At 70.7% G+C, this 23,225-nt stretch carries 18 protein-coding genes; 5 read left to right on the top strand and 13 right to left on the bottom strand.

Translation table 11 applies throughout. The features are described from left to right. Positions 1-62 precede the first annotated feature (62 nt). Both WA640_RS20485 and WA640_RS20480 read right to left on the bottom strand, forming a co-directional pair. Positions 63-2,588 carry an EAL domain-containing protein gene (locus tag WA640_RS20485; protein WP_106363359.1) on the bottom strand — a complete coding sequence of 842 codons (2,526 nt, stop codon included), beginning with the start codon at positions 2,586-2,588 and terminating at the stop codon, positions 63-65. A 23-nt stretch (positions 2,589-2,611) separates the two neighbouring features. Next, positions 2,612-2,926 carry a hypothetical protein gene (locus tag WA640_RS20480; protein WP_146148019.1) on the bottom strand — a complete coding sequence of 105 codons (315 nt, stop codon included), beginning with the start codon at positions 2,924-2,926 and terminating at the stop codon, positions 2,612-2,614. Positions 2,927-3,200: 274 nt separating this feature from the next. On the opposite strand from WA640_RS20480, the gene WA640_RS20475 reads away from it, so the two are divergent. After that, the gene (locus tag WA640_RS20475) at positions 3,201-4,154 is read left to right on the top strand and encodes a biliverdin-producing heme oxygenase (protein ID WP_335990152.1); all 954 of its coding nucleotides are present in this window, start codon (positions 3,201-3,203) and stop codon (positions 4,152-4,154) included. A gap of 183 nt (positions 4,155-4,337) precedes the next feature. Then, on the top strand, positions 4,338-5,126 hold the full coding sequence (locus WA640_RS20470) for a M23 family metallopeptidase (protein ID WP_335990151.1): 789 nt from the start codon (positions 4,338-4,340) through the stop codon (positions 5,124-5,126). Here the strand turns inward: WA640_RS20470 and pcrA are convergent. The 4 genes from pcrA to WA640_RS20450 form a co-directional block, all read right to left on the bottom strand. Next, entirely contained in the window at positions 5,123-7,348 is a 2,226-nt protein-coding gene (gene pcrA / locus WA640_RS20465; RefSeq protein ID WP_106363356.1) for a DNA helicase PcrA, read from the bottom strand. The genes WA640_RS20470 and pcrA overlap by 4 nt on opposite strands. A 52-nt stretch (positions 7,349-7,400) precedes the next feature. Beyond that, positions 7,401-7,664, bottom strand: coding sequence for a chorismate mutase (locus WA640_RS20460; RefSeq protein WP_106363355.1), 264 nt, complete (start codon positions 7,662-7,664; stop codon positions 7,401-7,403). A 253-nt stretch (positions 7,665-7,917) separates the two neighbouring features. Continuing rightward, on the bottom strand, positions 7,918-9,027 hold the full coding sequence (locus WA640_RS20455) for a Cys-Gln thioester bond-forming surface protein (protein WP_335990148.1): 1,110 nt from the start codon (positions 9,025-9,027) through the stop codon (positions 7,918-7,920). A gap of 423 nt (positions 9,028-9,450) precedes the next feature. After that, complete coding sequence (locus WA640_RS20450) at positions 9,451-10,569, bottom strand: Cys-Gln thioester bond-forming surface protein (RefSeq protein ID WP_106363353.1); 1,119 nt, start codon at positions 10,567-10,569, stop codon at positions 9,451-9,453. A 222-nt stretch (positions 10,570-10,791) separates the two neighbouring features. On the opposite strand from WA640_RS20450, the gene WA640_RS20445 reads away from it, so the two are divergent. After that, positions 10,792-12,042: a phosphatidylserine decarboxylase gene (locus tag WA640_RS20445; RefSeq protein ID WP_106363352.1), complete on the top strand. Its 1,251-nt coding sequence runs from the start codon at positions 10,792-10,794 to the stop codon at positions 12,040-12,042. On the opposite strand, the gene WA640_RS20440 is transcribed toward WA640_RS20445, so the two are convergent. The 3 genes from WA640_RS20440 to WA640_RS20430 form a co-directional block, all read right to left on the bottom strand. Next, the gene (locus WA640_RS20440) at positions 12,039-12,959 is read right to left on the bottom strand and encodes an NUDIX hydrolase (protein WP_335990147.1); all 921 of its coding nucleotides are present in this window, start codon (positions 12,957-12,959) and stop codon (positions 12,039-12,041) included. The two genes, WA640_RS20445 and WA640_RS20440, sit on opposite strands and share 4 nt — an antisense overlap. 31 nt (positions 12,960-12,990) lie before the next feature. Beyond that, entirely contained in the window at positions 12,991-14,535 is a 1,545-nt protein-coding gene (gene guaA, locus WA640_RS20435) for a glutamine-hydrolyzing GMP synthase (protein ID WP_106363350.1), read from the bottom strand. Between the two features lie 153 nt (positions 14,536-14,688). Beyond that, positions 14,689-15,933 carry an RNA-guided endonuclease InsQ/TnpB family protein gene (locus WA640_RS20430; protein ID WP_335990146.1) on the bottom strand — a complete coding sequence of 415 codons (1,245 nt, stop codon included), beginning with the start codon at positions 15,931-15,933 and terminating at the stop codon, positions 14,689-14,691. Positions 15,934-15,960: 27 nt separating this feature from the next. On the opposite strand from WA640_RS20430, the gene WA640_RS20425 reads away from it, so the two are divergent. Then, positions 15,961-18,042: an FUSC family protein gene (locus WA640_RS20425; protein ID WP_335990145.1), complete on the top strand. Its 2,082-nt coding sequence runs from the start codon at positions 15,961-15,963 to the stop codon at positions 18,040-18,042. Here the strand turns inward: WA640_RS20425 and WA640_RS20420 are convergent. The 3 genes from WA640_RS20420 to WA640_RS20410 form a co-directional block, all read right to left on the bottom strand. Then, positions 18,039-18,338, bottom strand: a complete 300-nt coding sequence (locus WA640_RS20420; protein ID WP_335990144.1) for a hypothetical protein — start codon at positions 18,336-18,338, stop codon at positions 18,039-18,041. The genes WA640_RS20425 and WA640_RS20420 overlap by 4 nt on opposite strands. A 5-nt stretch (positions 18,339-18,343) precedes the next feature. Then, the gene (locus WA640_RS20415; RefSeq protein ID WP_335990143.1) at positions 18,344-19,120 is read right to left on the bottom strand and encodes a Bax inhibitor-1/YccA family protein; all 777 of its coding nucleotides are present in this window, start codon (positions 19,118-19,120) and stop codon (positions 18,344-18,346) included. 151 nt (positions 19,121-19,271) lie between these two features. After that, a complete protein-coding gene (locus WA640_RS20410; protein ID WP_335990141.1) occupies positions 19,272-20,990 on the bottom strand; it encodes a bifunctional metallophosphatase/5'-nucleotidase in 1,719 nt (572 codons plus the stop codon). A 360-nt stretch (positions 20,991-21,350) separates the two neighbouring features. On the opposite strand from WA640_RS20410, the gene WA640_RS20405 reads away from it, so the two are divergent. After that, positions 21,351-22,547 (top strand): acyl-CoA dehydrogenase family protein, encoded by a 1,197-nt coding sequence (locus WA640_RS20405; RefSeq protein ID WP_219926629.1) that lies wholly within the window; start codon positions 21,351-21,353, stop codon positions 22,545-22,547. 68 nt (positions 22,548-22,615) lie between these two features. Here the strand turns inward: WA640_RS20405 and WA640_RS20400 are convergent, their stop codons facing one another. Next, positions 22,616-23,221 carry a GAF domain-containing protein gene (locus WA640_RS20400; RefSeq protein ID WP_106363345.1) on the bottom strand — a complete coding sequence of 202 codons (606 nt, stop codon included), beginning with the start codon at positions 23,219-23,221 and terminating at the stop codon, positions 22,616-22,618. Positions 23,222-23,225 lie beyond the last annotated feature (4 nt).

The raw sequence follows: 23,225 nt of genomic DNA, 5'->3' as shown, positions 1-23,225 counted from the left end.
ACATGACCGGGCCTGGACCGCCGAACCGGGGCCCGCCTTGCGGTGCGGGCCACAGGCCCGGCTCAGACCACCCGCAGCCGGGCCTGGCCGCGGTTCCAGCCGCGCCCGTCGAGCCAGGCCGCGAAGCGGTCCGGCGGCAGGGGCCGCGAGAAGTAGTACCCCTGCCCGGCCTCGCAGTGGAGCCCGCGGAGCTGCTCGACGGTCTGGTGCGTCTCGATGCCCTCGGCGACCACGTCGATCGCGAAGTGCCGGGCCAGGCCCAGCACCGCCTCGACGATCGCGCGGTCGTCGTCGTCGGTCGCCATGCCCTGCACGAACCGCAGGTCGATCTTGATCTCCTGCACGGGCAGCCGCCGCAGGTACGCGAGCGAGGAGTACCCGGCCCCGAAGTCGTCCACGGACAGGCGCACGCCCATCTCGTGGAGCCGCTCCAGCGCGGGCGTGAGCCGCGGCTCGCCGGACACCACGTCGTCCTCGGTGATCTCGAACGTGAGCCGGTCCCCGGGGACGCCGTGGCGCTCCAGGAGCGCGGCGACCCGGTCGGGGAACTCGTTGTCCGACAGCGTGCGCGGCGACAGGTTCACCGACATCGGCAGCGGCCCGTCCTCCCCGGCCCACTCGGCCGAGCGGCGCAGCGCCTCGTCCAGGACGGTGTCGGTGAGCCGCCCGAGCTGGCCCGTGGACGCCGCGATCGGGATGAACTCCTCGGGCGCGACGGCCCCGTACGTCGGGTGGGACCAGCGCACGAGCGCTTCGGCGCCGACGACGGCCCCGTCCGCGTCGAGCTCCCGGTCGAGCCGGACCTTCGGCTGGAAGTGGACTTCGAGGCGTCCCCGGTCGAGGGCCTTGCGCAGGTCCGCGGCGAGGCCGATGCGCCGCAGGGACTCCGATTCGAGCCCCGCGTGGTACAGCTGCACGCCGTCCGCGGAGTCCTTCGCCTGCCTGGTGGCGCCGTCGGCGCGCTTGAGGAGCTCGTCGGCGTCGGCCGCGAAGTCCGGGTGCGTGACCACGCCCACGGCCGCCGAGAGGCTCACGGCGACGCCGCCGACCTCGAACGGCCCCTGCACCTCCTCGCGGAGGCGCCGCGCGGTCTCCACGGCCGCGTCGGTGGACGCCAGGCGGGTCTGGAGGATGAACTCGTCGGAGTCGATGCGCCCGATGAACGACGCGGCGGGCGAGTGCTCCTTGAGCCGCCGCGCGAACTCCCGCAGCGCGGTGTCCCCGGCCTCGTGGCCGAGCGCGTCGTTGATCTCGTGCAGCGAGTCCATGTCGAACATGAACACGGCGACCACTTCGCCGGGCACGGTGATCGACAGGGCCTCCTGGAGCGCCGCCAGGGACCGGCGCCGGCTCGGCAGGCCCGTGAGCGGGTCGTGGTAGGCGTCGTAGCGGAGCTGGTCCAGCAGCCGCTCGTTCTGGACCGCGATGCCGACGCTCCCCGCGATCGTCTCCAGCAGCTGCAGGTCCACGGGCACGAAGTGCGAGATCTCCCCGCCGATCCGGTCGGCGACCGACAGGCACCCGTACACCTCGTCGCCCGAGCGCAGCGGCACGAGCATGGCCCCGCGCAGGCCCGCGGCCTCCAGTTCGGCGAGCTGCTCGGCGGTGCCGTGCTTGGGGCTGAGGAGGACGCCGGTCCCCGATTCCATGACCTGGCGCTGGAGCGAGTCGGGGATGGGGTCGAGGTCGGTGAGCCCGGCGTCGTCGACCGCGGAGGTGAGGCGGATCTGCGCGTACCGGCCGGAGGCGGGGACCCAGACGGTCGCGGACTCGGCGGAGAGGATGTCGCGCAGGCGTCCGAGCATGGCGTCGATGAGCCGCTTGGAGCTGACGGAGTCGACCACGAGCTGGGTGAAGTCGTTGAGCTCGCGCAGGACCTGCCGCTGCCGCCGCAGGGTCATGTAGCTGCGGGTGAGGTACACGAGCGCGAGGACGACGAGTCCGATGAGGATGCCGGACCAGAGGGTCGCGTCGAGGAGCACGAGGAAGATGACGCCGACGCATGCGGCGAGGACGGGCCCGACCATGGTGAGCAGGAACCCGCTCCAGGCCCTGACGACGGCGGCCCAGCCCGACAGGAAGTACAGCATCGCCGACATGAAGACGGTGGAGACCACGCCCATGAACAGGATCGCGGAGACCAGGACGAGCCAGGTCCGCGGGTCGGCGGCGGGGCCGAGTCCCATGTACTGCACGTAGAGCGCCGCGAACACGGTCCCGGCGGCGGTCAGGCCGGTGTTGAACGTGGGCTTGAGGAGGCCGATGTCCTCGCGGACGTAGCGGCGTCCGAAGAAGAGGGCCGCGGCGAGGAACTTGGTCGCGACGACCCAGAACGGCGGCAGGTAGAACAGCGCGATGACCATGGGGATGTCGGTGAGGTTGAACGAGATCCCCAGACCGCGCGCGTGGTGCTGGACGAGCAGGCCCTGGCACAGGAAGAACCCGGCGACGAACAGCAGGAGCTGCGCCACCGGGTAGGTGTCGGGCGGGCCGAACAGGAGGAGCCCGGACAGGCCCGTCGCCATCACGATGCCGGTCACGATCCTCGGCATGATCCGGAGCAGTGCGGTCCGGCGCTCCCCTGTCATCGGCGTCTCATCGGGGCCCGGGTCTAGCTGATCTCGCCCGAGCCGCGGGTGGAGGCCAGGCTGATCTCGCCCGAGCCGCCCCCAAGCGCGGAGACGTCGCTGATCTCGCCGGAGCCGGCGGTGCCCTCGTCGTCGCTGATCTCGCCGGAACCGCCGTCGGTGCCGCCGTCGTCGGCGACGGAGCTGATCTCGCCCGAGCCGCCGCCGTCTTCGTGGGCGCTGATCTCGCCGGAGCCGCCGCCGAGCGAGGCGGCGGAGAAACCGGCGACGATGCCGAGCGCGATGAGGCCCGCGGCGACGGCGGCGCCGAGCTTCTTCAAGATTCTGGCCGGTTTCACAGGGCCTCCCGTGAGTGGTGGGTACGTTCAGTCAAGGGGACCAGTTGAGCCCATGGTGCCACAGTCGGATCGCACTAGGGAAGGCTTGCGACCGTGATTCTCGCGCTCTTTCTGGTTCAGCCCTACGAGTGAGTAGGGTCCGTGACCATTGTCGCCGATGACCGTGCGGCGTTCGCCCACGGGTCGGTCGTTCGCCACAATGACACGGACCACGTCAGTAGGTTAGGCTTGCCTTACTCTCGAAGACGGCCACAACTCGACAAGGAATACGCCCATGTCTGCTGACACCGCTGCCGCGACGTCGTTCTCGGCCCGGATCCGCGAGGCGTCGTGGTCTCGCCACCAGGGCCTCGACCCCTCCGCCGAAGCGACGCGCGAACCGGGCCTGTTCGACCGGCTCTTCGACGGAACGCTCAGTGTGGACGACTACACCCGCTGGCACGCGCAGCAGTTCTTCGTCTACGAGGCCATCGAGGCCGCGGGCGACCGCCTCGCCGACGACCCCGTCGCGGGGCCCTTCGTGTTCGCGGAACTCGCCCGGCGTCACTCGATCGAGGCGGACCTGCGGTTCCTCATGGGCCCCAAGTGGCGCTCGGGCGCCGAGCCCCTCCCCTCGACGCGCGCCTATGTGGACCGCATCACCGAGGCCGCGGCGGAGCCCGCCGGGTACGTGGCGCACGCCTACACCCGCTACCTCGGGGACCTCTCGGGCGGCCAGGCGTTCGGGAAGGCCGCGCGCCGCAACTACGGCTTCGACGGCGAGGGCGCCTCGTTCTACGACTTCACCGGGATCGGCAGCCCGAAGGCGTTCAAAGCGGAGTACCGCTCGCGCCTGGACGCGATCGACCTGGACGAGGACGCGAAGGCCCGCCTCGTCGACGAAGTGCTCCTCGCCTACGACCACAACGGCGCGGTGCTCTCCGAGCTCGGCGCGAACCTGGGCCGCAACCCCTTCGCGCCCAAGGTGGTCGCGGCGATCTGCCACCACATGAACCACGACCACGCCGCCGACACGCTCGTCATCTGCCGCGGCGCGGGCGGCCGGCCGGAGGCGCACGCGGCCCGCATGACCGGCTTCGACGGCGACGGCGCGGACTTCGCGGCGTCCGTCGGCGACGAGGAAGTGCCGCTCCGCGTCGACTGGGCCCGCCCGCTGACCGAGCGCGCGGAGGTCCGGCCCGAGATCGTGCGGCTCTTCACCGAGTCCAAGGAGCAGCTGGGCGGCTGACCTTTACCGGTCGGCGATGTCCTGATTGTCGCGACACGCCGGGCGGTGACGAATCTCCCCCGCCCGGCGCCGTCGGCGCTACCGTGTCCCGGTTGCCAAGCTCACGGACGGCCCCCCGGAGCCCGCACTCGACTGCGGCCCGCCGTCCCGTCCGATGAGTCAGTCCCGGACCCGGAGGAATCGTTGTCCGACACCGGACCGGTAGGCGCCCAAGCGATTCGGCGCCACGCCGCCCGGCCGCACCGCACGAGGGGCCAGCACCGCGCCTCGTGGGCCGCAGAACTCTCCCCGCTGCTGGCGGGGACCCAGCGCCGCTACACCGCCGTCGTCGGCTCGGCAGTGGCGGGCGCTTCCATCGTCGCGATGGCGACCGCCGCGGGGATGCCCTCGGGCGAGGACCCCGCACCGTCGCGGGCCGTGAGCGACATCGCCGCGCTCGCTGCCGAGGCGAGCGTCCCCGAGGACGCGCTCCCCGCGAACGCGTCGGAAGGCGAGGCCGTCCCGGCCGGATCCGTTCCCGGCGAGACCGTCGCCGCAGCCGAGACCGGGCGGGTCTCGCCGGTGACCGCGCAGGACGCGCAGGTGAAGTGGCGGCCGATGCTCGACCACATCACGATCACGTCGCTGTTCGGCCAGCGCTGGGGCCGCAACCACAACGGCGTCGACTTCGACGCCGAGACCGGCGACCCGGTCTACGCGGCCTACCCCGGCACCGTCAAGCACGCGGGCTGGGAGACGGGGTTCGGGAACCTCGTCGTCATCGACCACGGCGGCGGCATCGAGACCTACTACGCGCACAACTCGAAGATCGTCGTCTCCGAGGGCCAGTGGGTCGACGGCGGCGAGCAGATCTCCGAGGCCGGGAACACCGGCCGCTCCTTCGGCTCCCACTGCCACTTCGAGGTCCACGTGAACGGGGAGCCGGTGGAGCCGCTGAGCTACCTGTCGAGTGTGGGCCTGGACCTGCGCTAGAGCTTCGTCACCGGGGCCAGGCGCAGGATCACCCATTTCGGCTCGCCGTCGCCGAAGTCGATGCGCGCCTGGGCCCGCGGGCCCGAGCCTTTGAGCTCGACGACGCGGCCGAGGCCCCACTTGTCGTGCGTGACACGGTCACCCACGTCCAGGACCGGCACGTCGCCGGAATTGCGCATGACGATCGGCTGCCCGAACGAGGGCGCCTTCGTCTTCACGACCCGCGGCGGCGGCGCGGACTCGGACCATTCGATGAGGTCCCCGGGGATCTCGGCGAGGAACCGGCTGGCCGCGTAGTACTGCGGCTGCCCGAACACGTTCCGGGTCCCGGCCCGCGTCAGGTGCAGGTGCTTGCGCGCCCTGGTGAGACCCACGTACGCGAGGCGCCGCTCCTCCTCCATGTCGCCGGGCTTGCTCATGGACCGCTCGTGCGGGAACAGGCCGTCGTCGAGACCGGTGAGGAACACCGTGTCGAACTCCAGGCCCTTCGCGGTGTGGAGGGTCATGAGCGTGACGACCCCGCCCTCCTGCGACTCGGGGTCGGGGATCGAGTCGGCGTCGGAGACGAGCGCGACGTGCTCCAGGAACGACGGCACGTCCGCCGCCAGGTCCTGCTCGTCGTCGTCCGTCGTCCCGCGCATCACCGACTCGGTGAACTCGTGAGCCACGGCGACGAGCTCCTGGAGGTTCTCGATGCGCCCCTCGTCCTGCGGGTCCTTGGACTGCTCCAGCCCGTCGAGGTACCCGGTGTCGGCGATGAGCTTGTCGAGGACCTCTTCCGGCGGCGCGGTCTTCGCGAGTTCCGTTGCGGCGTCGATGATCTCGCAGAACCGCTTGATCCCGGGCCTGGCCCGCCCGGAGATCCCGGCGGACTCGTCGGCGCGGTGCAGCGCCTCGGGGAACGACACTTTCAGCCGCGCCGCGAGCGCCTCGACCTCCGCGACGGCCCGGTCGCCGACGCCGCGCTTGGGCGTGTTCACCACGCGCATCGCCGAGACCGTGTCGTCGGGGTTCGCCGTGAGCTTGAGGTACGCGAGCATGTCGCGGACCTCTTTGCGCTCGTAGAAGCGGACGCCGCCGACGACCTTGTACGGGATGCCGCGGCGCACGAACACTTCTTCGAACGCGCGGGACTGGGCGTTGGTGCGGTAGAAGATCGCGGTGTCGCCGAAGCTGGTGTCCCCGGCGTCGACGAGCTCGTCGATGCGCCCGGCGACCCACGCGGCCTCGTCGTGCTCGTTGTCCCCGGTGTGCCCGAGGATGCGGCCGCCGGGGCCCTCGTCGCTCCACAGGCGCTTCTCGCGGCCGCGCTCGGTGTTGTTGCGGATGACGCCGTTGGCGGCGTCGAGGATCGTCTGCGTGGACCGGTAGTTCTGCTCCAGCAGGATCGTCTTCGCGTCGGGGAAGTCCCGCTCGAACTCGATGATGTTGCGGATCGTGGCGCCGCGGAACGCGTAGATCGACTGGTCGGCGTCGCCGACCACGCACAGCTCGGCCCGGTCGTCGCCGGTGCCGACGAGTTCGCGCACGAGCGTGTACTGGGCGTGGTTGGTGTCCTGGTACTCGTCGACCATGACGTGGCGGAAGCGCATCCGGTAGGACTTCGCGACGTCGGGGAACGCCCGGAACAGGTGCACGGTGGACCCGATGATGTCGTCGAAGTCGACGGCCTGCGCGAGGCGCAGCCGCTCGTCGTACTGCGAGTACACGTCGGCGACGAGCTTCGCGCGGGCGTCGTCGGCGCTGGACGCGGCCTGGTCGGGGCCGACGAGCTCGTTCTTGAGCCGGGAGATCTCGGCGGCGAGCCAGCGCGGGGAGTGCTTCTTGGAGTCGAGGCCGAGGTCCTTGACGATCTGGGTGAGCAGCCGCCGGGCGTCGTCGGTGTCGTAGATCGTGAAGGACTGCTTCCAGCCGAGCCGGTGGGCTTCGCGGCGGAGGATGCGCAGGCACGCGGAGTGGAACGTGAGGACCCACATGGCCCGCGAGCGCGGCCCGATGAGGCCGTCGACGCGTTCGCGCATCTCGGCGGCGGCCTTGTTCGTGAAGGTGATCGCGAGGATCTCGCCCGGGTGGACGCCCCGCTCCCCCAGGAGGTAGGCGATGCGGTGGGTGAGGACGCGGGTCTTGCCCGAGCCCGCGCCCGCCACGATGAGCAGCGGCGATCCGGCGTGCTCGACGGCTTGGCGTTGCGGTTCGTTGAGGCCGGTCAGGAGGTCGTTCATCACCGTTGATTATGCCGCGCCGGGTACGACAATCCGGCGCGGCCATCACTCGTTAGAGCGGGCCGCGGCCGGCTCGCAGGACCAGCATCGCGATCTGGACGCCGTCCTCGCCGAGGGCCGTGCGGTACTTCTCCAGGATGGCGCGCTCGCGGTCGAGGACGAGGCGGGTGCCGCCGTTGGCCATGCGGATCTCGCCGATGCGCTTCGAGACGGCGGCGCGGCGCTGCCAGAGGCGGATGAGCTCGTCGTCGAGCCCGTTGATCTCCTTGCGGAGGCTGTCGAGCTCGTCGGTGGTGACTTCGGTCGTGGCGGCCATCAGGGCTTCTCCTTGCGAACGGATGCGGATCGATGTCCGGGCGGTGGCCCTAGGCGACGAAAAAAGCCCCGGGCGATCCGCCCGGGGCTGTAGGTCTGAGCTCAGCGCGACCTACGGCTCGGGTGGTCCGTGCCGTAGTAAAAGTAAAATCGCGCGCTCTGAGTCACGCCGCAAGTATGCCACACGCCCGCCGTTCGGACCAGCGGGCGTGTGGCGCATAACGCAGTGTTCGCCTGGTGTTCAGGCGTGGTGTCTAGGCGTCCGAGCCCCAGTCGGCGCGGGCGGCGCGGCGGCGCATGAGCACCATCGCGATGACGCCGGCGACCAGGACCGCGCCGCCGATGGAGGCGACGGTGGTCAGGCTGGAGCCGGTGACGGGGAGCTGCGGCTTGGGCGACTCGGAGGGGGTCTCCTCGACGACGATCTCGAATTCGAGCTCGGCGGCGTACTCGGAGGAGTGCTCCTCGGCGAGGATGAGGCGCTGGCCGACGACGTCGGCGCCCTCGGCGTCGACCGGGACGAAGGTGCGCCCGGCGGGGGTGGTCCAGATGATCGAGTCGGTGACGAGCTTGACGCTGGCGGAGACCGCCTCGTCGAACTCGACGTAGAACGTCTGGCCGTCGGTGAAGGAGGTGACCTCGTCGCCGTTCTCGTCGACGACGGTGGCGCCCTCGGGCTGGCTGAAGGTCAGCTCGTCGAAGTTGGTGGAGACGGTGAAGGGGCCGACCTTGGTGCCGTCGGTGACGGCCTCGGAGTCGTCGACCTCGAAGTAGGGCTCGAAGTCGGGCTCGTCGACGGGCTCGGCGATCTCCAGGAGGTAGTCGTGCACGGCCAGGACCGCGGTGTCGACGCCGGCCTCGCCCTCAGTGGGATCGGAGGCGTTGATCTCGAAGCCGTCGGTGAGCTCCCAGATGGCGGCCTGGGTGCCGGCGTAGGCGACCTCGTCCTGCGAGAACGGGTCGATGGTCTCGCCGTCGACGCCGGCGGCGGCGAGGAGGTCGGCGGCGTTGTTGCCGTTGTAGCCCTCCAGGAGGACGCCGAGCACGAGCGGCAGGGCGTCGGGGTTGTCGAGCTCGATCGAGTCCCAGGGGCGCTCGGCGTGGATCAGGTCGCTTTCGAGGCCCACTTCGATCTGGATGCAGTAGACGGTGCGGGCTTCGCCGTCACCGAGGTCGATGCCCATGACGACGGCCTGCGGGTTCTGGTTGCCGTGCAGGCGGATGCCGTCGGACTCGAAGACGATCGAGCCGGACGCACCCGACGGGGTGGGTTCCTCGTCCTGCGCTTGGGCTGCGGCGACACCGCTGAGGCCGAGCATGACGCCCGCCGCAGCGGCGAACGTCCCTTTCAGGGCTTTGCTCATCATTGGTAGAAGTCCCTTTGCTTTTCCGAGGGATTGACGCGTTGAATCTTCCTTCGGACACGTTAGCGGCCTCCCGCCGGTTGCATCAGGGGGCTCGAATTCCGTGACCTGGGGATCGCTTGCGGGGCAACGAAAGCGGCGCGACCTCGGAGAGGTGCGCCACTATAACGATTCGGTATCGACTCACGCTGTGCGATCAGGACGGTGACGGGGGGCGACCACCGTGACCGGTGGTGCGGACGCGAGTGGCCGGAACCGGGGCGGATCGCTTGCCCCGGTTCCGGCCGCACCATGCGCCGGGCTGAAGGAGAGCCGAGGAGCGCGCCCGGCCGGACCGGTCGGAGATGGTCCGGATCGCTCCTGCGGCAGCGGGTCCGGCCTGGGGGACCGCCCGCGTCAGTGCCGTCTAAATGCGCTGCCGTCTTAGTACGCCGTCGTCTTGCGGCGCTTGGCGAGCACGGTGACCGTGAGGCCGCCGATGAGCAGCGCCAGGCCCGCCGCGAACGCGACGGTGAGGCTGGTGCCGGTCTTGGGGAGCTGCGCGCCGCCGGCCTCGGAGGGCCGGTCGGTGGGCGCGTCGAGCGCGAAGCGCCACTCGGCGGGGACCTCCCCTTCGCGCGGCTGCGCGAGGATGAGCTTCTGCGAGTCCCCGGAGATGACCCGGTTCGCGGCGCCGCCCGACAGGGACGCCTCGGTGGTCGCCAGGAACACCCGGCCCACCGGCAGGTCGTATGCGGCCGTGCCGGTCACGGTGATCTCGCTGCTGCCGTCGTCGAGGGCGATCCAGAACTCCTCGCCGTCGTCGAGAGACTCCACGATGTCGCCGTTCTCCTTCTCCAGGCGGCCGCCGTCGGCTTCGAGCTCGACGGGGCCGGCGTTGGACCGCACCGTGTACGGGCCGAAGCGCCCGTCGACGTACGCGGCGTCCTCCTCGCCTTCGAGGTCCACGATGTACTCGGAGGGGTCGGGCACGCGCCCGGGCTCCTCGGTGAGGTGCTCGTAGACCGCGAGGACCGCCTCGTCCTCGCCGTTGTTGCCGCCCTTGACCGGGTTGTCCTCCAACAGGTCCCAGTCGTCGGTGAAGTGCCAGACGGCGGCCTGCGTGCCCGCGTAGGCGACCTTCAGGACCTCCTCGTCGGTCCAGTCGGGGTTCACCTCGCCGCCGGCGTCCTCGATGAGGTCCTCGGCGCCGACGTTCGGGTACCCGTTGAACAGGACCCACCGCACCGCTTCGAGGTTCGCGACGCCCGACTCCTCCCAGTACCCCTCCTGGTAGGGGGACTCGGTGTCGAGCGGGGTGCGGATGTCGATGCAGTAGACGGTGTAGGTCTCCTCGGCGCCGCGCGGCGTGAGCCCGAGGACGTTGGCCCACACGTCGTACCGGTCGCCGTCGAGGCGGCCGCGCAGCTCCAGGCCCGGCTCGGCGACGGGGTCGCCGGTGATCGGCGCAGGCTCCTCCTGCGCGAAGACGGGCCCGCCGGTGAGGACGGCGGCCATGACCGCGGCGGCGGCGAGTGGAGTGCGGATCGTGTTGCGTCTCATCGTGATTCGGTCCTCCTGGGAGTGGACGTGAGGTGAGCGGCCGCGGCGCCTGTCACTGAGGGAAACGAGGCCCCCGCTCCGGCGGGCGCGGCCACTCCACCGAACGATGTGGAGAATCCTCCGAAAGTACGAGGACGAATCGGGGCAAGGGCCGCTCACGGCACTTCCGCAACACGCAAGTAGGGGCCGGAGCACCCCGCGGCGCGCTCTATAGTCGGAGTCATGCCGATCTCGAAAGCCGCCGCTCGCGGCATCACCGACGAATTCGCCCGGCGGAGGGGCCCCAAGACCGGGCTGGTCGTGGGCGCGTCCTGGGGGAACCCGGTGCTGACGGCCGCGCTCGAAGCGCTCATGCCCGCCGACCGGCTCACCGTCGTCGCCGACCGGACCTCCATTGAGGACCTCAGCGCGTCGCTGGCCGCCGAGGGCTCCTGGACCGCCGGGAACGTCACCGCCGTCGCGGACCTCAGCGAGGCCGAGCCCGCCGAGGAGGTCATGCTCGCCGAGGCCGTCACCGTCGAGGCCGAGGCGTTCATCGACCGCATCGCGCTCCTGCGCGAGAAGGTCGCCCCCGGCGGGGTCCTGTCCTTCGCCGCCACCCTCACCGCGCCCGCGCGCGAGGAGATCGCCGAACTGGTCGCCGACTACGGCATCGGCACCGACCTGATCGTCCGGTCCCTCCCGCCCGTCCGCATCCACAAGCTCCGCATCGGCTCCGCGTCCAAGCACGACGGCGAGCCCCGCGCCATCGCCCCCGCCGAGGACCTCGCCCCCGCCTGGCGCGCCTCCTCCGTCGCGATCACCCCGAGCACCCACCTCGACTCCAACGGCGTCATCGCCGCCGGACTCCTCCTCGGGACCGCCTGGGCCGCCAAGAAGATCCGGCCCTCCTCGAAGGCCTGGCTCCTGCCCGCGCTCGCCGCCGCCCCCGTCGCCGCGTTCTTCCGCGACCCTGTGCGCGAGGCCGATCTCCGCGGCGAAGACGACGAGCCCGAAGCGGTGCTCGCCGCCTCCGACGGCCGCATCATGGCCGTCGAGACCGTCGTCGACGAGCGCTTCGGCGCCGCCACCGGCGCCGCCGGGGCCGAATGGCTCCGCATCGCCGCGTACCTGTCGATCACCGACGTGCACATCAACCGCTCCCCCGTCGCGGGCGAGGTCGTCGACGTGTTCACCGAGCGCGGCGGCTACGCGAAGGTCTCCGCCCCCGAAGCCGAGCACAACGCCGCCTGCTACACCGTCGTCGCGACCCGCCGCGGCCGCGTCGTCGTCGCCCAGCGCACCGGCGCGGTCCTGCGCCGCATCGTCAACCGCACCAAGCCCGGCGCGTCCCTCGCCAAGGGCGAGCGCTACGGCCTCATCCGCTTCGGCTCCCGCACCGACGTGTACCTCCCCGCCGGAGCCGCCGAAGCCGCGGTCGTCCCGGGCGACCCGGTCCGAGCGGGGGAGACGGTCATCGCGCGCTGGCGCTAAGCCTGCGCGGCCAGGTTCTTCAAATCGACGACCTGGAGCGCGTCCTCGACGGCCGCCGACAGCGGCAGGTCGTCGAGGGCCTCGGCGTCCCACCAGCGCGACTCGCTCGTCGAGCCGCCCGCGGCCTCCACGACCTGCGCGGCTGACGGGTCCGGCACGGTGGCCGAGTAGATCGCGCGCACCCCGTGCCAGTCCAGCGGGTACCCCTCGGGGCCGATCGCGCGGCGGTGCCGGAACGACGTGACGTTCAGCAGCCCGCCGACCAGGGCGTCCTGCCCGGTCTCCTCGTAGATCTCCCGCGCGACCGCGGCCTCCGGGGACTCCCCGAAGTCGACGCCGCCGCCGGGCAGGTGCCAGGTCCCGCCGCCGGGGTAGCCCTCGGCGATCCGGGCCAGGAGGATGCGGCCGTCGACGTCGGCGACGACCCCGTACGCGCCGAAGCGCTGGCCGCGGCGCCTGCGGCCCTTCTTGGCCTTCGCGGGCGGGACGGGCCGGGTCTCCTGCGGGGCCTTGTCGACGCGCCCGGCGAGCCGGTCGTCGGCGAGCCCGAGGGCCGCGGACACGAACGGCGAATGCGCCTCGCCGGCGGCGCGGGCCGGGTCGACCCACTCGGCGGCCTCGCCGGCGAAATCGCTGGCAGGCCCGCTCTTGACGTCGGCGGCGTAGATGATCGCGTTCGTGTGGACGCCGCGGCGGGCGACCGCGACGGCCTCCAGGGGCCGCCCCACGGTCACCTCGTAGCCGGTGTGCTCCCCCACGAGCCGCCCGGCGGCCCGCTTCGGGGGCTCGCCGTGGTCGATGACCCCGCCCGGCAGGTGCCACGGCCCCGCATCTCTCCCCGCGCGCTTCCGGCGCGTCAGCAGGACCAGGCCGTTCTCGTCACGTACCTCCCCGTACGCAGCTATCCGGAATTGCATCCCTCAACTGTACGGCGTGTTCACGTGGCGACTACTCCCATTCGATCGTGCCCGGGGGCTTCGAGGTGACATCGAGCACGACGCGGTTGACGTCGGCGACCTCGTTGGTGATCCGGGTGGAGATCTTCGCAAGCAGCTCGTAGGGCAGGCGCGACCAGTCCGCGGTCATCGCGTCCTCCGAGGAGACCGGGCGCAGCACGACCGGGTGGCCGTAGGTGCGGCCGTCGCCCTGGACGCCCACGGACCTGACGTCCGCGAGGAGCACCACCGGGAACTGCCACACGGACCGGTCGAGCCCCGCGGCGGTCAGCTCGGCGCGGGCGATCGCGTCGGCGGCCTTGAGCAGGTCGAGGCGCTCCTTCGTGACCTCACCGACGATGCGGATGCCCAGGCCGGGGCCGGGGAACGGGTGGCGCCAGATCATCGCCTCGGGCAGGCCCAGCTCCAGGCCGATCGCCCGGACCTCGTCCTTGAAGAGGGTCCGCAGCGGCTCGACCAGCGCGAACTGGAGGTCGTCGGGGAGCCCGCCGACGTTGTGGTGGCTCTTGATGTTCGCGGTGCCGGTGCCGCCGCCGGACTCGACCACGTCCGGGTACAGGGTCCCCTGCACGAGGAAGTCGACGCCCTGCTCCTCGGCGAGCCCGCGCGCCGCGGCCTCGAAGGTGCGGATGAACTCGCGGCCGATGATCTTGCGCTTCTCCTCGGGGTCCGTGACGCCCTTCAGGGCGGTGAGGAACTGCTCCGAGGCGTCCACGGTCCGCACGTCGATGCCGGTGAGCTGCGCGTAGTCCTTCTCGACCTGCTCGGCCTCGCCCGCGCGCAGCAGCCCGTGGTCCACGAACACGCACGTGAGCTGGTCGCCGACGGCCCGGTGCACGAGCGCCGCCGCGACCGAGGAGTCCACGCCGCCGGACAGCGCGCACAGGACCCGCTTGTCGCCGACCTGGGCCTTGATGGCCGCGACCTGCTCGTCGATGATCGCCGAGTTGGTCCAGTTCGGCTTGATCCCGGCGATGTCGTGCAGGAAGTGCCGGATCACGGCCTGGCCGTGCGGGGTGTGCGCGACCTCCGGGTGGTACTGGACGCCCGCGAGCCGCGACTCCAGGTTCTCGAACGCCGCCACCGGGGCGCCGCCCGTGCGCGCGACGACCTCGAAGCCCGCGGGGGCCTCGGTCACCGAGTCGCCGTGGCTCATCCACACCGACTGGTGCTCGGGCAGCCCGTCGAGGAGCTTCGACGCGCACAGCACGTCGAGCTCGGTCCCGCCGTACTCCGACAGGCCGGTCTTCGCGACCGTCCCGCCCAGGGCCTTCGCCATCGCCTGGAACCCGTAGCAGATCCCCAGCACCGGCACCCCGGCCGCGAACAGCGCCGGGTCCACCTGCGGGGCGCCCTCGGCGTACACGCTCGAAGGCCCGCCCGACAGGATGATCGCCGCGGGCTCCTTCGCGAGCATCTCCTCCGCGGGCATGGAGGACGGGACGATCTCCGAGTAGACGTGGGCCTCCCGGACGCGGCGAGCGATGAGCTGCGCGTATTGGGCCCCGAAGTCGACCACCAGCACCGTTTGTCGCATGCCACCAGCGTAACCGTTGACCTCCTCGACTCCCGGGAAGGGAGGCGACTCCCGGCTTTCGGATCACTGATGTGAACCGGCTACGGGCGGGTTCCTGCTTCGACGGGCCGCGCTTGGGTCTTCCCCAGGTCTTACCGGCCCTCCACAGGCGTTTCAGTTCTCCGCGAGCCCCGCGGCGAACAAGCCCTGCTCTACAGCAAGGCGTCTTCCCTCACGCCTGATGTTGACCTCGGCGTTGGCGTCCCGGTCATGACGTGCGCCGCACCCGCACGCCCAGGTGCGCACCTTGAGCCCAGACAAGCCGGTCGGACCGGTCAAGGCTCCACACACCGAGCACAACCTGGTCGAAGGGAGGAACCGGTCGACCTTCACGAATACCCGACCGGCCCGGTGTGCCTTCGATTCGAGCCGAGTCAAAAACATCCCGAACGCGGCATCATGCACCGACTTCGCGGCCCGGCTTCGGGCCAGTCCTTTGACGTTGAGGCCTTCGGCATAGAGGGCTTGGTTCTCACCCACTACTGCCTTGACCTGCTTGTCGATCCAGTCGGAGCGGGAGTCCTTGATCTTCTCGTGCACCTTGGCGACTCGCAGCCGAGCCTTCGCCCGGTTCGCCGAGCCCTTCGCTTTCCGCGACAGCTCCCGATGCGCCTTCTTGAGTCTGCGCTCTAGCCGAGCGAAGAACCGCGGGTTCGCAATCACCCGCCCACCGCGTAGCACTGCGAAGTCCTTGAGACCCAGGTCAATCCCGGTTTCGGCCTCTGGATCGGTCAGCGGCTCCAGCCGGTCCGCATCATCGTCGACCGCAACGACAAAACTCGCGTAGTACTTGCCGGTCGAGGACTTGATGAGCGTCACGCTCGAAGGCTCGGACGGCAGTTCCCGCGACCACGCCACCTTCACCTCGCCGACCTTCGGTAGGCGGAGTCGCCCATTACCGAGCACCCTGAAATGGGCATTTCGCGTAAACCGAATCGACTGCGCCCCTGACCGGCGCTTGAACCGCGGCGGCCCGATACGCGGCCCCCGCCGCCTCCCTTTGACCGAAGCGAAGAAGTTGCGGTAGGCCCGGTCGGAGTCCGCCAATGCCTGCTGCAACACCACCGAAGACACCTCGGCCAGCCAGGCCCGGGCGGGCGTGCGCTTCGCATCGGTGATCAGCGTCTTCGACAAGACCGCTGCCGTCGGATAGGGCAGGCCCTCCGTTTGCGCGCGCCGCCTTGCCGCTACGCAGTCGTTGTAGATCACACGGGCACAACCGAACGCCCGCGCCAGGCTCTGGCGTTGCGGGGCGGTCGGGTAAACCCGGAACCGGTAACGAAGCTGCACACCTGTACAACGATCGAACACTGCAACGGAAACGGTCGAACTCCTTACCGAACCGGTAAGGGTGCTCACACCCGTAGGCGCGGCTACCCTTTTGACGTGCTCAACAACCCGGGCGTCGACGAGTCGGTCCGCCGGGTCGGCGACGACCTGAAGTCGTGGACCCCAGGCGAGGCCGCGCCGGTGCTCGCCGTGCGCGCGGCCTGCGGGATCGCGGTCGCGATGGCCGCCGTGGCGCTCCTCGGGCACCCGGGCTGGGGGCAGGCCGCGATCATGGGGGCGTGGCTCGGCGGGGTCGCGCTGCTCACGCCCGGGACGCGGACCGGGCCCTCGCTGCCGCTGCTCGTCGGCTTCGCCGGTGCCCTCGGGGTCGTCCTCGGCGCGATCGACAACCCGGCGCTGCTGGTGGCCGCCGCCGCGGTGTACGCGTTCACGCTGACGTTCACCGGCTCGGTGACGCACGTCGCGGGCGTGACGTTCACCGTCTCCGGCATCATGTTCTTCCTCGCCGAGCACATCACCGTCGGCACGACGCCGCACGTCGCCGCGATCGCGGTCCTCGCCGGCGGGACCCTCCAGGCGCTCATGGCGCTGCTGCCGCCGTACTTCCGGTGGGCCGAGGACCGGCGCACCCTCGCCGAGGCGTGGCTCGCGCTCGCCGCCGAAGCCGAGGCGCTCGCCTCGAACCCGGACGCGCCCTTCGACACCGAGGCCCTCCACGAGGCCGCGCGCGAACTCGACCGGCGGCGGGTCCTGCCCGCCGCGATCCTCGACGCGCGCCGCCAGATCTACGCCGTCTCGGCCGCGATCGGCCGCACCGCCTCCGCGCGGGCTCGCGCCGACGCGCAGGACCGCGACACCGTCGCGTTCTATTCCGAGGCCCTGGAGATGGCCGCGCGGCTGCTCACCCACTTCGCGGGCCGGATCACCGCGCGCCGCCCCGCCGAGCTCGACTGGGACGACCTCCTCGCGGGCCTCTCGCAGAACCCGATGGCGACCGCGACGGGCACGATGCCCACCGAGATCGGCGGGCTCCTGCGCACCCTCCACGAGACCGGCGGGTTCGCCGAGCGGATCACCTCCGGCGGCGACTCCGTGGTCGCCGATCCCGCGCTCGCGCACGCCACTTCGACCGTGCGCCAAGCCGCGGGGCAGCTGCGCGCCCGCCTCCACCGGCACGATCCGGTCGTCCACCACGCGCTGCGCCGCGCCGGGGTCATCGCGCTCGCGATGACCATCGGCCTGCTGTGGCCCACCGGCCACGGCTACTGGATCCCCTTGACCGCGTGGCTGGTCCTGCAAGCGGACTTCTCAGGGACGCTCACCCGCGGCGTGACCCGCGCGGCCGGCACGACCGGCGGCGTCGTCCTCGCCTCGCTCCTCGGGCTGCTGATCCCGCAGGGGCAGGTGTGGATCAGCCTGACGATCCTCGCCTATGCGCTGCTCGCGTACCTGATGCGGCCGGTGTCGATGCTCGTGTTCACCGCCGCGGTCTCGGGTTTCACGGTGTTCCAGATCGACCTCACCGGCGAGAACCCGCTGTCGGCGGCCCTCGACCGGGGCGCCTGCACGCTCGTGGGCGCGGCGCTCGCGATCGGCTTCTACGTGCTGGTGCCGACGTGGCAGACCCGGCGCCTCGGCGACCTCCTCGGGGACCTCGTGGACGCCTACCGCGACTATGCGCGCCTGGTCCTGGACCGCCAGGCCCATCCGGACGACTACGACCGCAAGACGATGCACGCCGCGATCGACCAGGTGCGGGCCCGCCGGGCCGCGCTCACGCAGGCCGCGGACCAGGCGAAGGCGGAGCCGATCGGCGGCCCGGGCCCCTTGTCAGGCGACGTGCTCGGCGCGGAGGCGGCCCTGTCGCGGGCCGCGCGGGCCCTGGTCGCGGTGAACGCGACCCTCGGCCGCGAGGAGGACGCGCCGGGCCTGGCGTGCGTCGACGAGTTCGCGGACGCGCTGGACGCGGCCTACATGCGGCTGGCGGCCCTCGCGCGGAACGCGGCGCCGCCGCGCGGCGTGGACTTGAGCGACGCCACCGAGCGGCTCGACAGAGCCCTTGGCGCCATTGAGGACCGCGGGACCCGCACGCGCCGCAACGTGCTCCGCTGGGAGTCGGACAACCTCGTGGACGCCCTCGACGACGCGGCGCACGTCATGACCGGCTGGGTCGACTAGAACAGGGCGCTTCTCGCCGCGGCGATGGCCCGCTCGGCGGCCGCTTGCCGTTCGGGCGCAAGGGGTTCGAGCTCGATGAGGTCGAGCCCGACGACCTGGAGCTGGTCGGGCAGGTGCAGGTCGTTGGGGAGGCGCGGAACGGGACGGCGGGGCCGGTCCTCCGCGTCGGCGGCGAGGTCGGCGATCTCCTGCACGAGGGCGTGCATCGCGTCGGCCCGCGGAGACCAGCGAGCGGGCGACCAGTGGCGCGTGCCTTCGACGACGCGCCCGATCGCCCGCTCGATGTCGGAGCTCAAAACCGTTACTCGCCTTGGAAGTAGGACAGCAGGCGCAGCAGGTTCCAGTACAGGAAGATGAGGCCCGCGGTGAGGCCGAAGGCCCCGGCCCACGCGTACTTCTTCGGGGCGCCGTTGTTTGCCGACCACTCGATCATGTCGAAGTCGAGGATGAAGGAGAACGCGGCCCAGAGGGTGAGGGCGATCGCGATGACCCACTGGAGCGTCGTCGGGTCGCCGCCGGGGGCGGCGAACAGGCCGAGGTTGACGCTGAACAGGCTCGCGACGAAGTTCACGAGCAGCAGGCCCGCGATGCCGAAGCCGGCGCCGACGATGACCTTGGTGAACATCGGGGAGTTCTTGAGGATGCGGAACTTGTAGAGCGCCAGCATGCCGAAGAACACGAGGATGGTCGCGACGAGGGCGTTCACGACGATGCCCGGGATCTGCGCCTCCATGATCGCGCTGAGCCCGCCGAGGACGAGGCCCTGCCCGATGCCGTAGGCGAAGGCCACGAACGGATTGGTGACCGGCTTGAACATCGAGAAGATGACGACGACGATGCCGACGACGCCGCCGAGCGCCATGAGCATTCCGGCGGTACCCACCGAGGAGGCGTCGCCGCTGCCGACCATGCCGAAGGTGACCAGTGCGGCCACGAAGGTCGCGCCGACGAGGGCGACGGTGCGGACGATGACGTCGTCGATCGTCATGGTCTGGGCGGGCGGCGCCTGCGTCATCTGCCCGTAAGGCCCGTAGGCGGCGCCCATGTGCTGCTGCTCGCCGTACTGGGTCTTCACCATGTTCCGTAGGGATGAGTTCCTGCTCTGGATTGCCATGACCTGCGGTCCTCCGTCGAATGTTCAGGGTGGTACCAGATTATCCGGTACGGGCTGGGAATACGAGAAGCGGCGGGGGCATTCCGCCCCCGCCGCCTGTGAATGTGCTCAGGAACTACGAGACCACGGTGATGCGGCCGAGCTCGGGGGCCTCCAGCGGCGCCGCGGTGGTGCCGAACTCGGTGATGTAGTCCTCGAACGCGTCGACGTCGAGCGCCCCGAAGAGGCGGTTCTCGCCCTCGGCGAACGCGGCGAAGGAGTCGCCGCCGTCGGCGAGGAAGGAGTTGACGGTGACGCGGTAGACCTGGTCGGCGACGATCGGCTCGCCGTTGAGCGACAGCGAGTCGGCGACGATCTGGTCGGTGCCGGTCTTGGTCTTGTCCCAGGTGTAGGTGAAGCCCTCGGAGACCTGGAGGACCAGGGTCGTGGAGCGGCCTTCACTCGGGAGCTGCTGTTGCAGGGCCTGGAGGATCTGCGCGCCCGTCAGGTCGAGGGTCACCACGTAGTTCGCGAAGGGCTGCACGGTGAACACCTCCGCGTAGGTCGCCTCGCCCGGCGTCCCCTGCGCGTACAACAGGTCGGCTCTCACTCCGCCCGGGTTCATGAACGCGATCTCCGCGCCCCCGGTCTCGGCACTGGAGGTGTTCCACAGCTGCGCGTCGGCGATGAGGCTCCCGAGCGGGAACTCCTCCGCTCTCGTGGCGCCGCGCTTGATGTCCTCGGCGATGTAGCCGACGACGCGGCCCCCGGCCTCGGCCGCGAGCGGCCCGTAATGGTCGAGGATCGCGGTCTGGTCCTCGTCGGGGTCGACGTCGCGGGTGACGACCGTGTTGGAGCCGACGACGGTGGAGCGCACGATGTCCTTGGTGCGCTTGTCGTACGTGGCGTCGATCTCGGTGAAGACGCGGCCGTAGTTGGACGCGGAGGTGACCAGGCGCGGGTTGCCGTTCGGGTCGGGCACCGAGCAGACGTACTCCTGGTGGGTGTGGCCGGTGACGAGCACGTCGACGAGCGGGGTCATGGTCTCGGCGATGTCCACGATCGGGCCGGACATCCCGGTGGCGGTGCCGTCGGCGGACTCGCAGTCGTGGCCGGTGTCCTCGGCGACGGGGACGCCGCCTTCGTGGAGGAGGACCACGATCGCGTTGACGCCCTGGCGCTTCAGTTCACGGGCGTACTTGTTGGCGGTCTCGACCTCGTCCTTGAAGACGAGGCCCTCGATGCCGGACTTGGAGACGATGTCGCCGGTGCCTTCGAGGGTCATGCCGATGAAGCCGACCTTGACGCCGCCGCCGAAGTTCTTGACCCAGTAGGGGTCGAGGACGGGCTGCCCGGTGGTCTCGTCGACGACGTTCGCGCCGAGGTACGGGAAGTCGGCGCCCTCGAAGTCCTCGTCGCCGTCGATGATGCGGTTGAGTTCCTCGAAGCCGTCGTCGAACTCGTGGTTGCCGACGGAGGAGACCTCGACGCCCATGGCGTTGAGGGACTCGATGGTCGGCTCGTCCTGGAAGACCGCGGACATGAAGGGGCTGGCGCCGATGAGGTCGCCGGCGGCCACGGTGGTGGAGTAGCGCTCGCCTTCGCGGGCCTGCTCCAGGTGGGTGGCGAGGTACTCGGCGCCGCCGACGGGCTCGGTGTGGCCGGGCCAGGTGAGGCTGGAGGCGGCCTCGATGTTTCCGTGGAAGTCGTTGATCGCCAGCAGCTGGAGGTCGACCTGGCGGCCGTGGCCGTTGCCGTGGCCGGGCCCGAAGGACCAGCCGCCGACCGCGAGCGTGGTCGCCGCGAGGGCGAGCGCTCCTGCCGCCGCGACGGCGCGGCGTTTGAAGTTGAACATGGCTCTCCGTACGGATGGGGGGTCGATGGGCAGGGCAGACACCCCAGATCCAATCATGGGACGATTGCCCGCGAGTCAACGCAGCATAACGGCTCGGCGAAGGACCGGCAACGTAGCACGCGGTCACCGTTCGCACACCCTCACTCCCGGGATTTGGGATTATTTGGTTTCGTTGGGCCCCAACGGTTCGTTACCGCCACGTAACCGGCTTACGTCCACTTTGCTGACGCTTGCCCCATGCGACTCGCGTTGCTACAGTCACTGCGAGAACATTTCGCATATACAGCTTGTCACTTGGTGGGGACCACCGCACCAACGTGCGGACATCGACGAGCGACACGCCCACAGGGGGGTTACCCGTTGACGACCGGCTACTTCACGACCGAACAGCATGACGCCCTCAGAGCCCGGGTGCGGGCCTTCGCCGAAAGCGAAGTGCGCCCGCACATCCCCGAAATGGAATCCACGAAGACCGTCCACACCGGCCTGTCCCGGCGCATCGCAGCGCAGGGCTGGCTGGGTGTCACCGTGCCGACCGAGTACGGCGGCATGGGCATGGGCCACTTGGCGAAGACCATCATCATCGAGGAGCTCGCCCGCGTCTCCGGCGCCATGGGCGCGATGGTACAGGCCTCCCAGCTCGGGGTCGCCAAGATCCTCCACTTCGGATCCGATGAGCAGAAGAAGACCTGGCTCCCCAAGGTCGCCGACGGGTCCTGCCTCCCCACCATCGCCGTCACCGAGACCGCCTCGGGCGGCCACGTCCTCGGCATGCGCGCCAGGGCCGTCCGCGACGGCGACGACTACATCCTCAACGGCCACAAGGTGTTCGTCGGCAACAGCCACGTCGGCGACCTCCACGGCGTGGTCGTGCGGACCGGCCTGGGCCCCAAGGGGCTCACGGCCTTCCTCGTCGAATCCGACCGGCCCGGGTTCGCCGTCGCACCGCAGCAGTCCACGATGGGCCTCCACGGCTTCTCCTTCGGGGAGCTGCTCTTCGAGAACTGCCGCATCCCCGCCGCCAACCGCCTCGGCGACGAGGGGGACGGCCTCGCCGTCGCCTACTCCTCGTCGATCCTCTACGGCCGGGCCAACCTCACCGCCGTCGCACTCGGCATCCACCAGGCGATCCTCGACGAGACCGTCAAGTACGCCACGGAGCGCGAGCTGTACGGCAAGCCCATCGCCGAACTCGACAACATCAAGCAGAAGATCGGGCAGATCACCTCGCGGCTCATGACCGCCCGCATCACCGCCTACCACGCCGCGCACCTGCTCGACCAGGGCGTGCCCTGCGACATCGAGCTGATGAACGCCAAGCTCGTCAACGTCGAGTCCTCGCTCGACTCGGCGCGCGAGGCCATGGAGATCCACGCCGGCATCGGCCTCACCACCGAGCGGCCCGTCGAGCGGTTCCTGCGGGACGCGTACCACATCTACGCGCCGGCGGGCACCTCCGACGTGCAGCGGCTCCGATTGGCCGAGGCCGCGATGGGACGGACCAAGGGCCAGTGGTCCGAGCGCATCGCGGCCGGGACGGTCACGGCGAGGGGTTAGCGCTCACCTTCCGGAGGGATCGGCCGGATGGTGGAAGAGGAGGCGGCTTCGGCCGCCTCCTCTGCTGTTCACCCCTGAAGCGGGTTGTCGCCCCCGTACGGGTCGCGCTCGGCCTCGTTGCGCTCGCGGATGCGGTCCATCACCTTGGCGGCCATGCCCTTGATGATGTCCAGGCCCGGACGGCCCCAGTCGTGCGTCTCGGTGTCGACCACGCACACCGTCCCCAGGGTGTTGCCGTCGTCGTCGATGAGCGGCGCCCCCAGGTAGGAGCGGATGCCGATCTTGTCGACCACCGGGTTCCCCGCGAACCGCGGGTAGTCGCACACGTCGCCGAGCACGAGCGCCTTGCCGCGGACCACCACGTGCGGGCAGTACCCGTGGTCGCGGTCCATCTCGCGGCCCACCTCGACCGCCTCCCCCGCGCCCACGACGGCCTGGTTCCCGGCGGTCGCGTCCGGGGCCGCCAGCCCCGCGAAGTACTGGCGGTCCTCGTCGATGAAGTTCACCATCGCGTAGGGCGCGCCCGTGAGCTCGGTGAGCTCCTTGGCGAGCGAATCGAACTCGGGGTCCGGCAGGTCGCCGATCCCGAGTTTGCGCAGGCGTTCGACCCGTTCTTTTGCGCCGGGGTCGTCGGGCGTGATCGTGAGACGGAACTCGTTCTCGGACATGGACATTGCA

The sequence above is a fragment of the Glycomyces sp. MUSA5-2 genome, from assembly GCF_037034145.1.
Lineage (GTDB): Bacteria > Actinomycetota > Actinomycetes > Mycobacteriales > Micromonosporaceae > Glycomyces > Glycomyces artemisiae.
The sequence above is the reverse complement of the archived record's forward strand: the minus strand, read 5'-3'. Positions and strand labels throughout refer to the sequence as shown.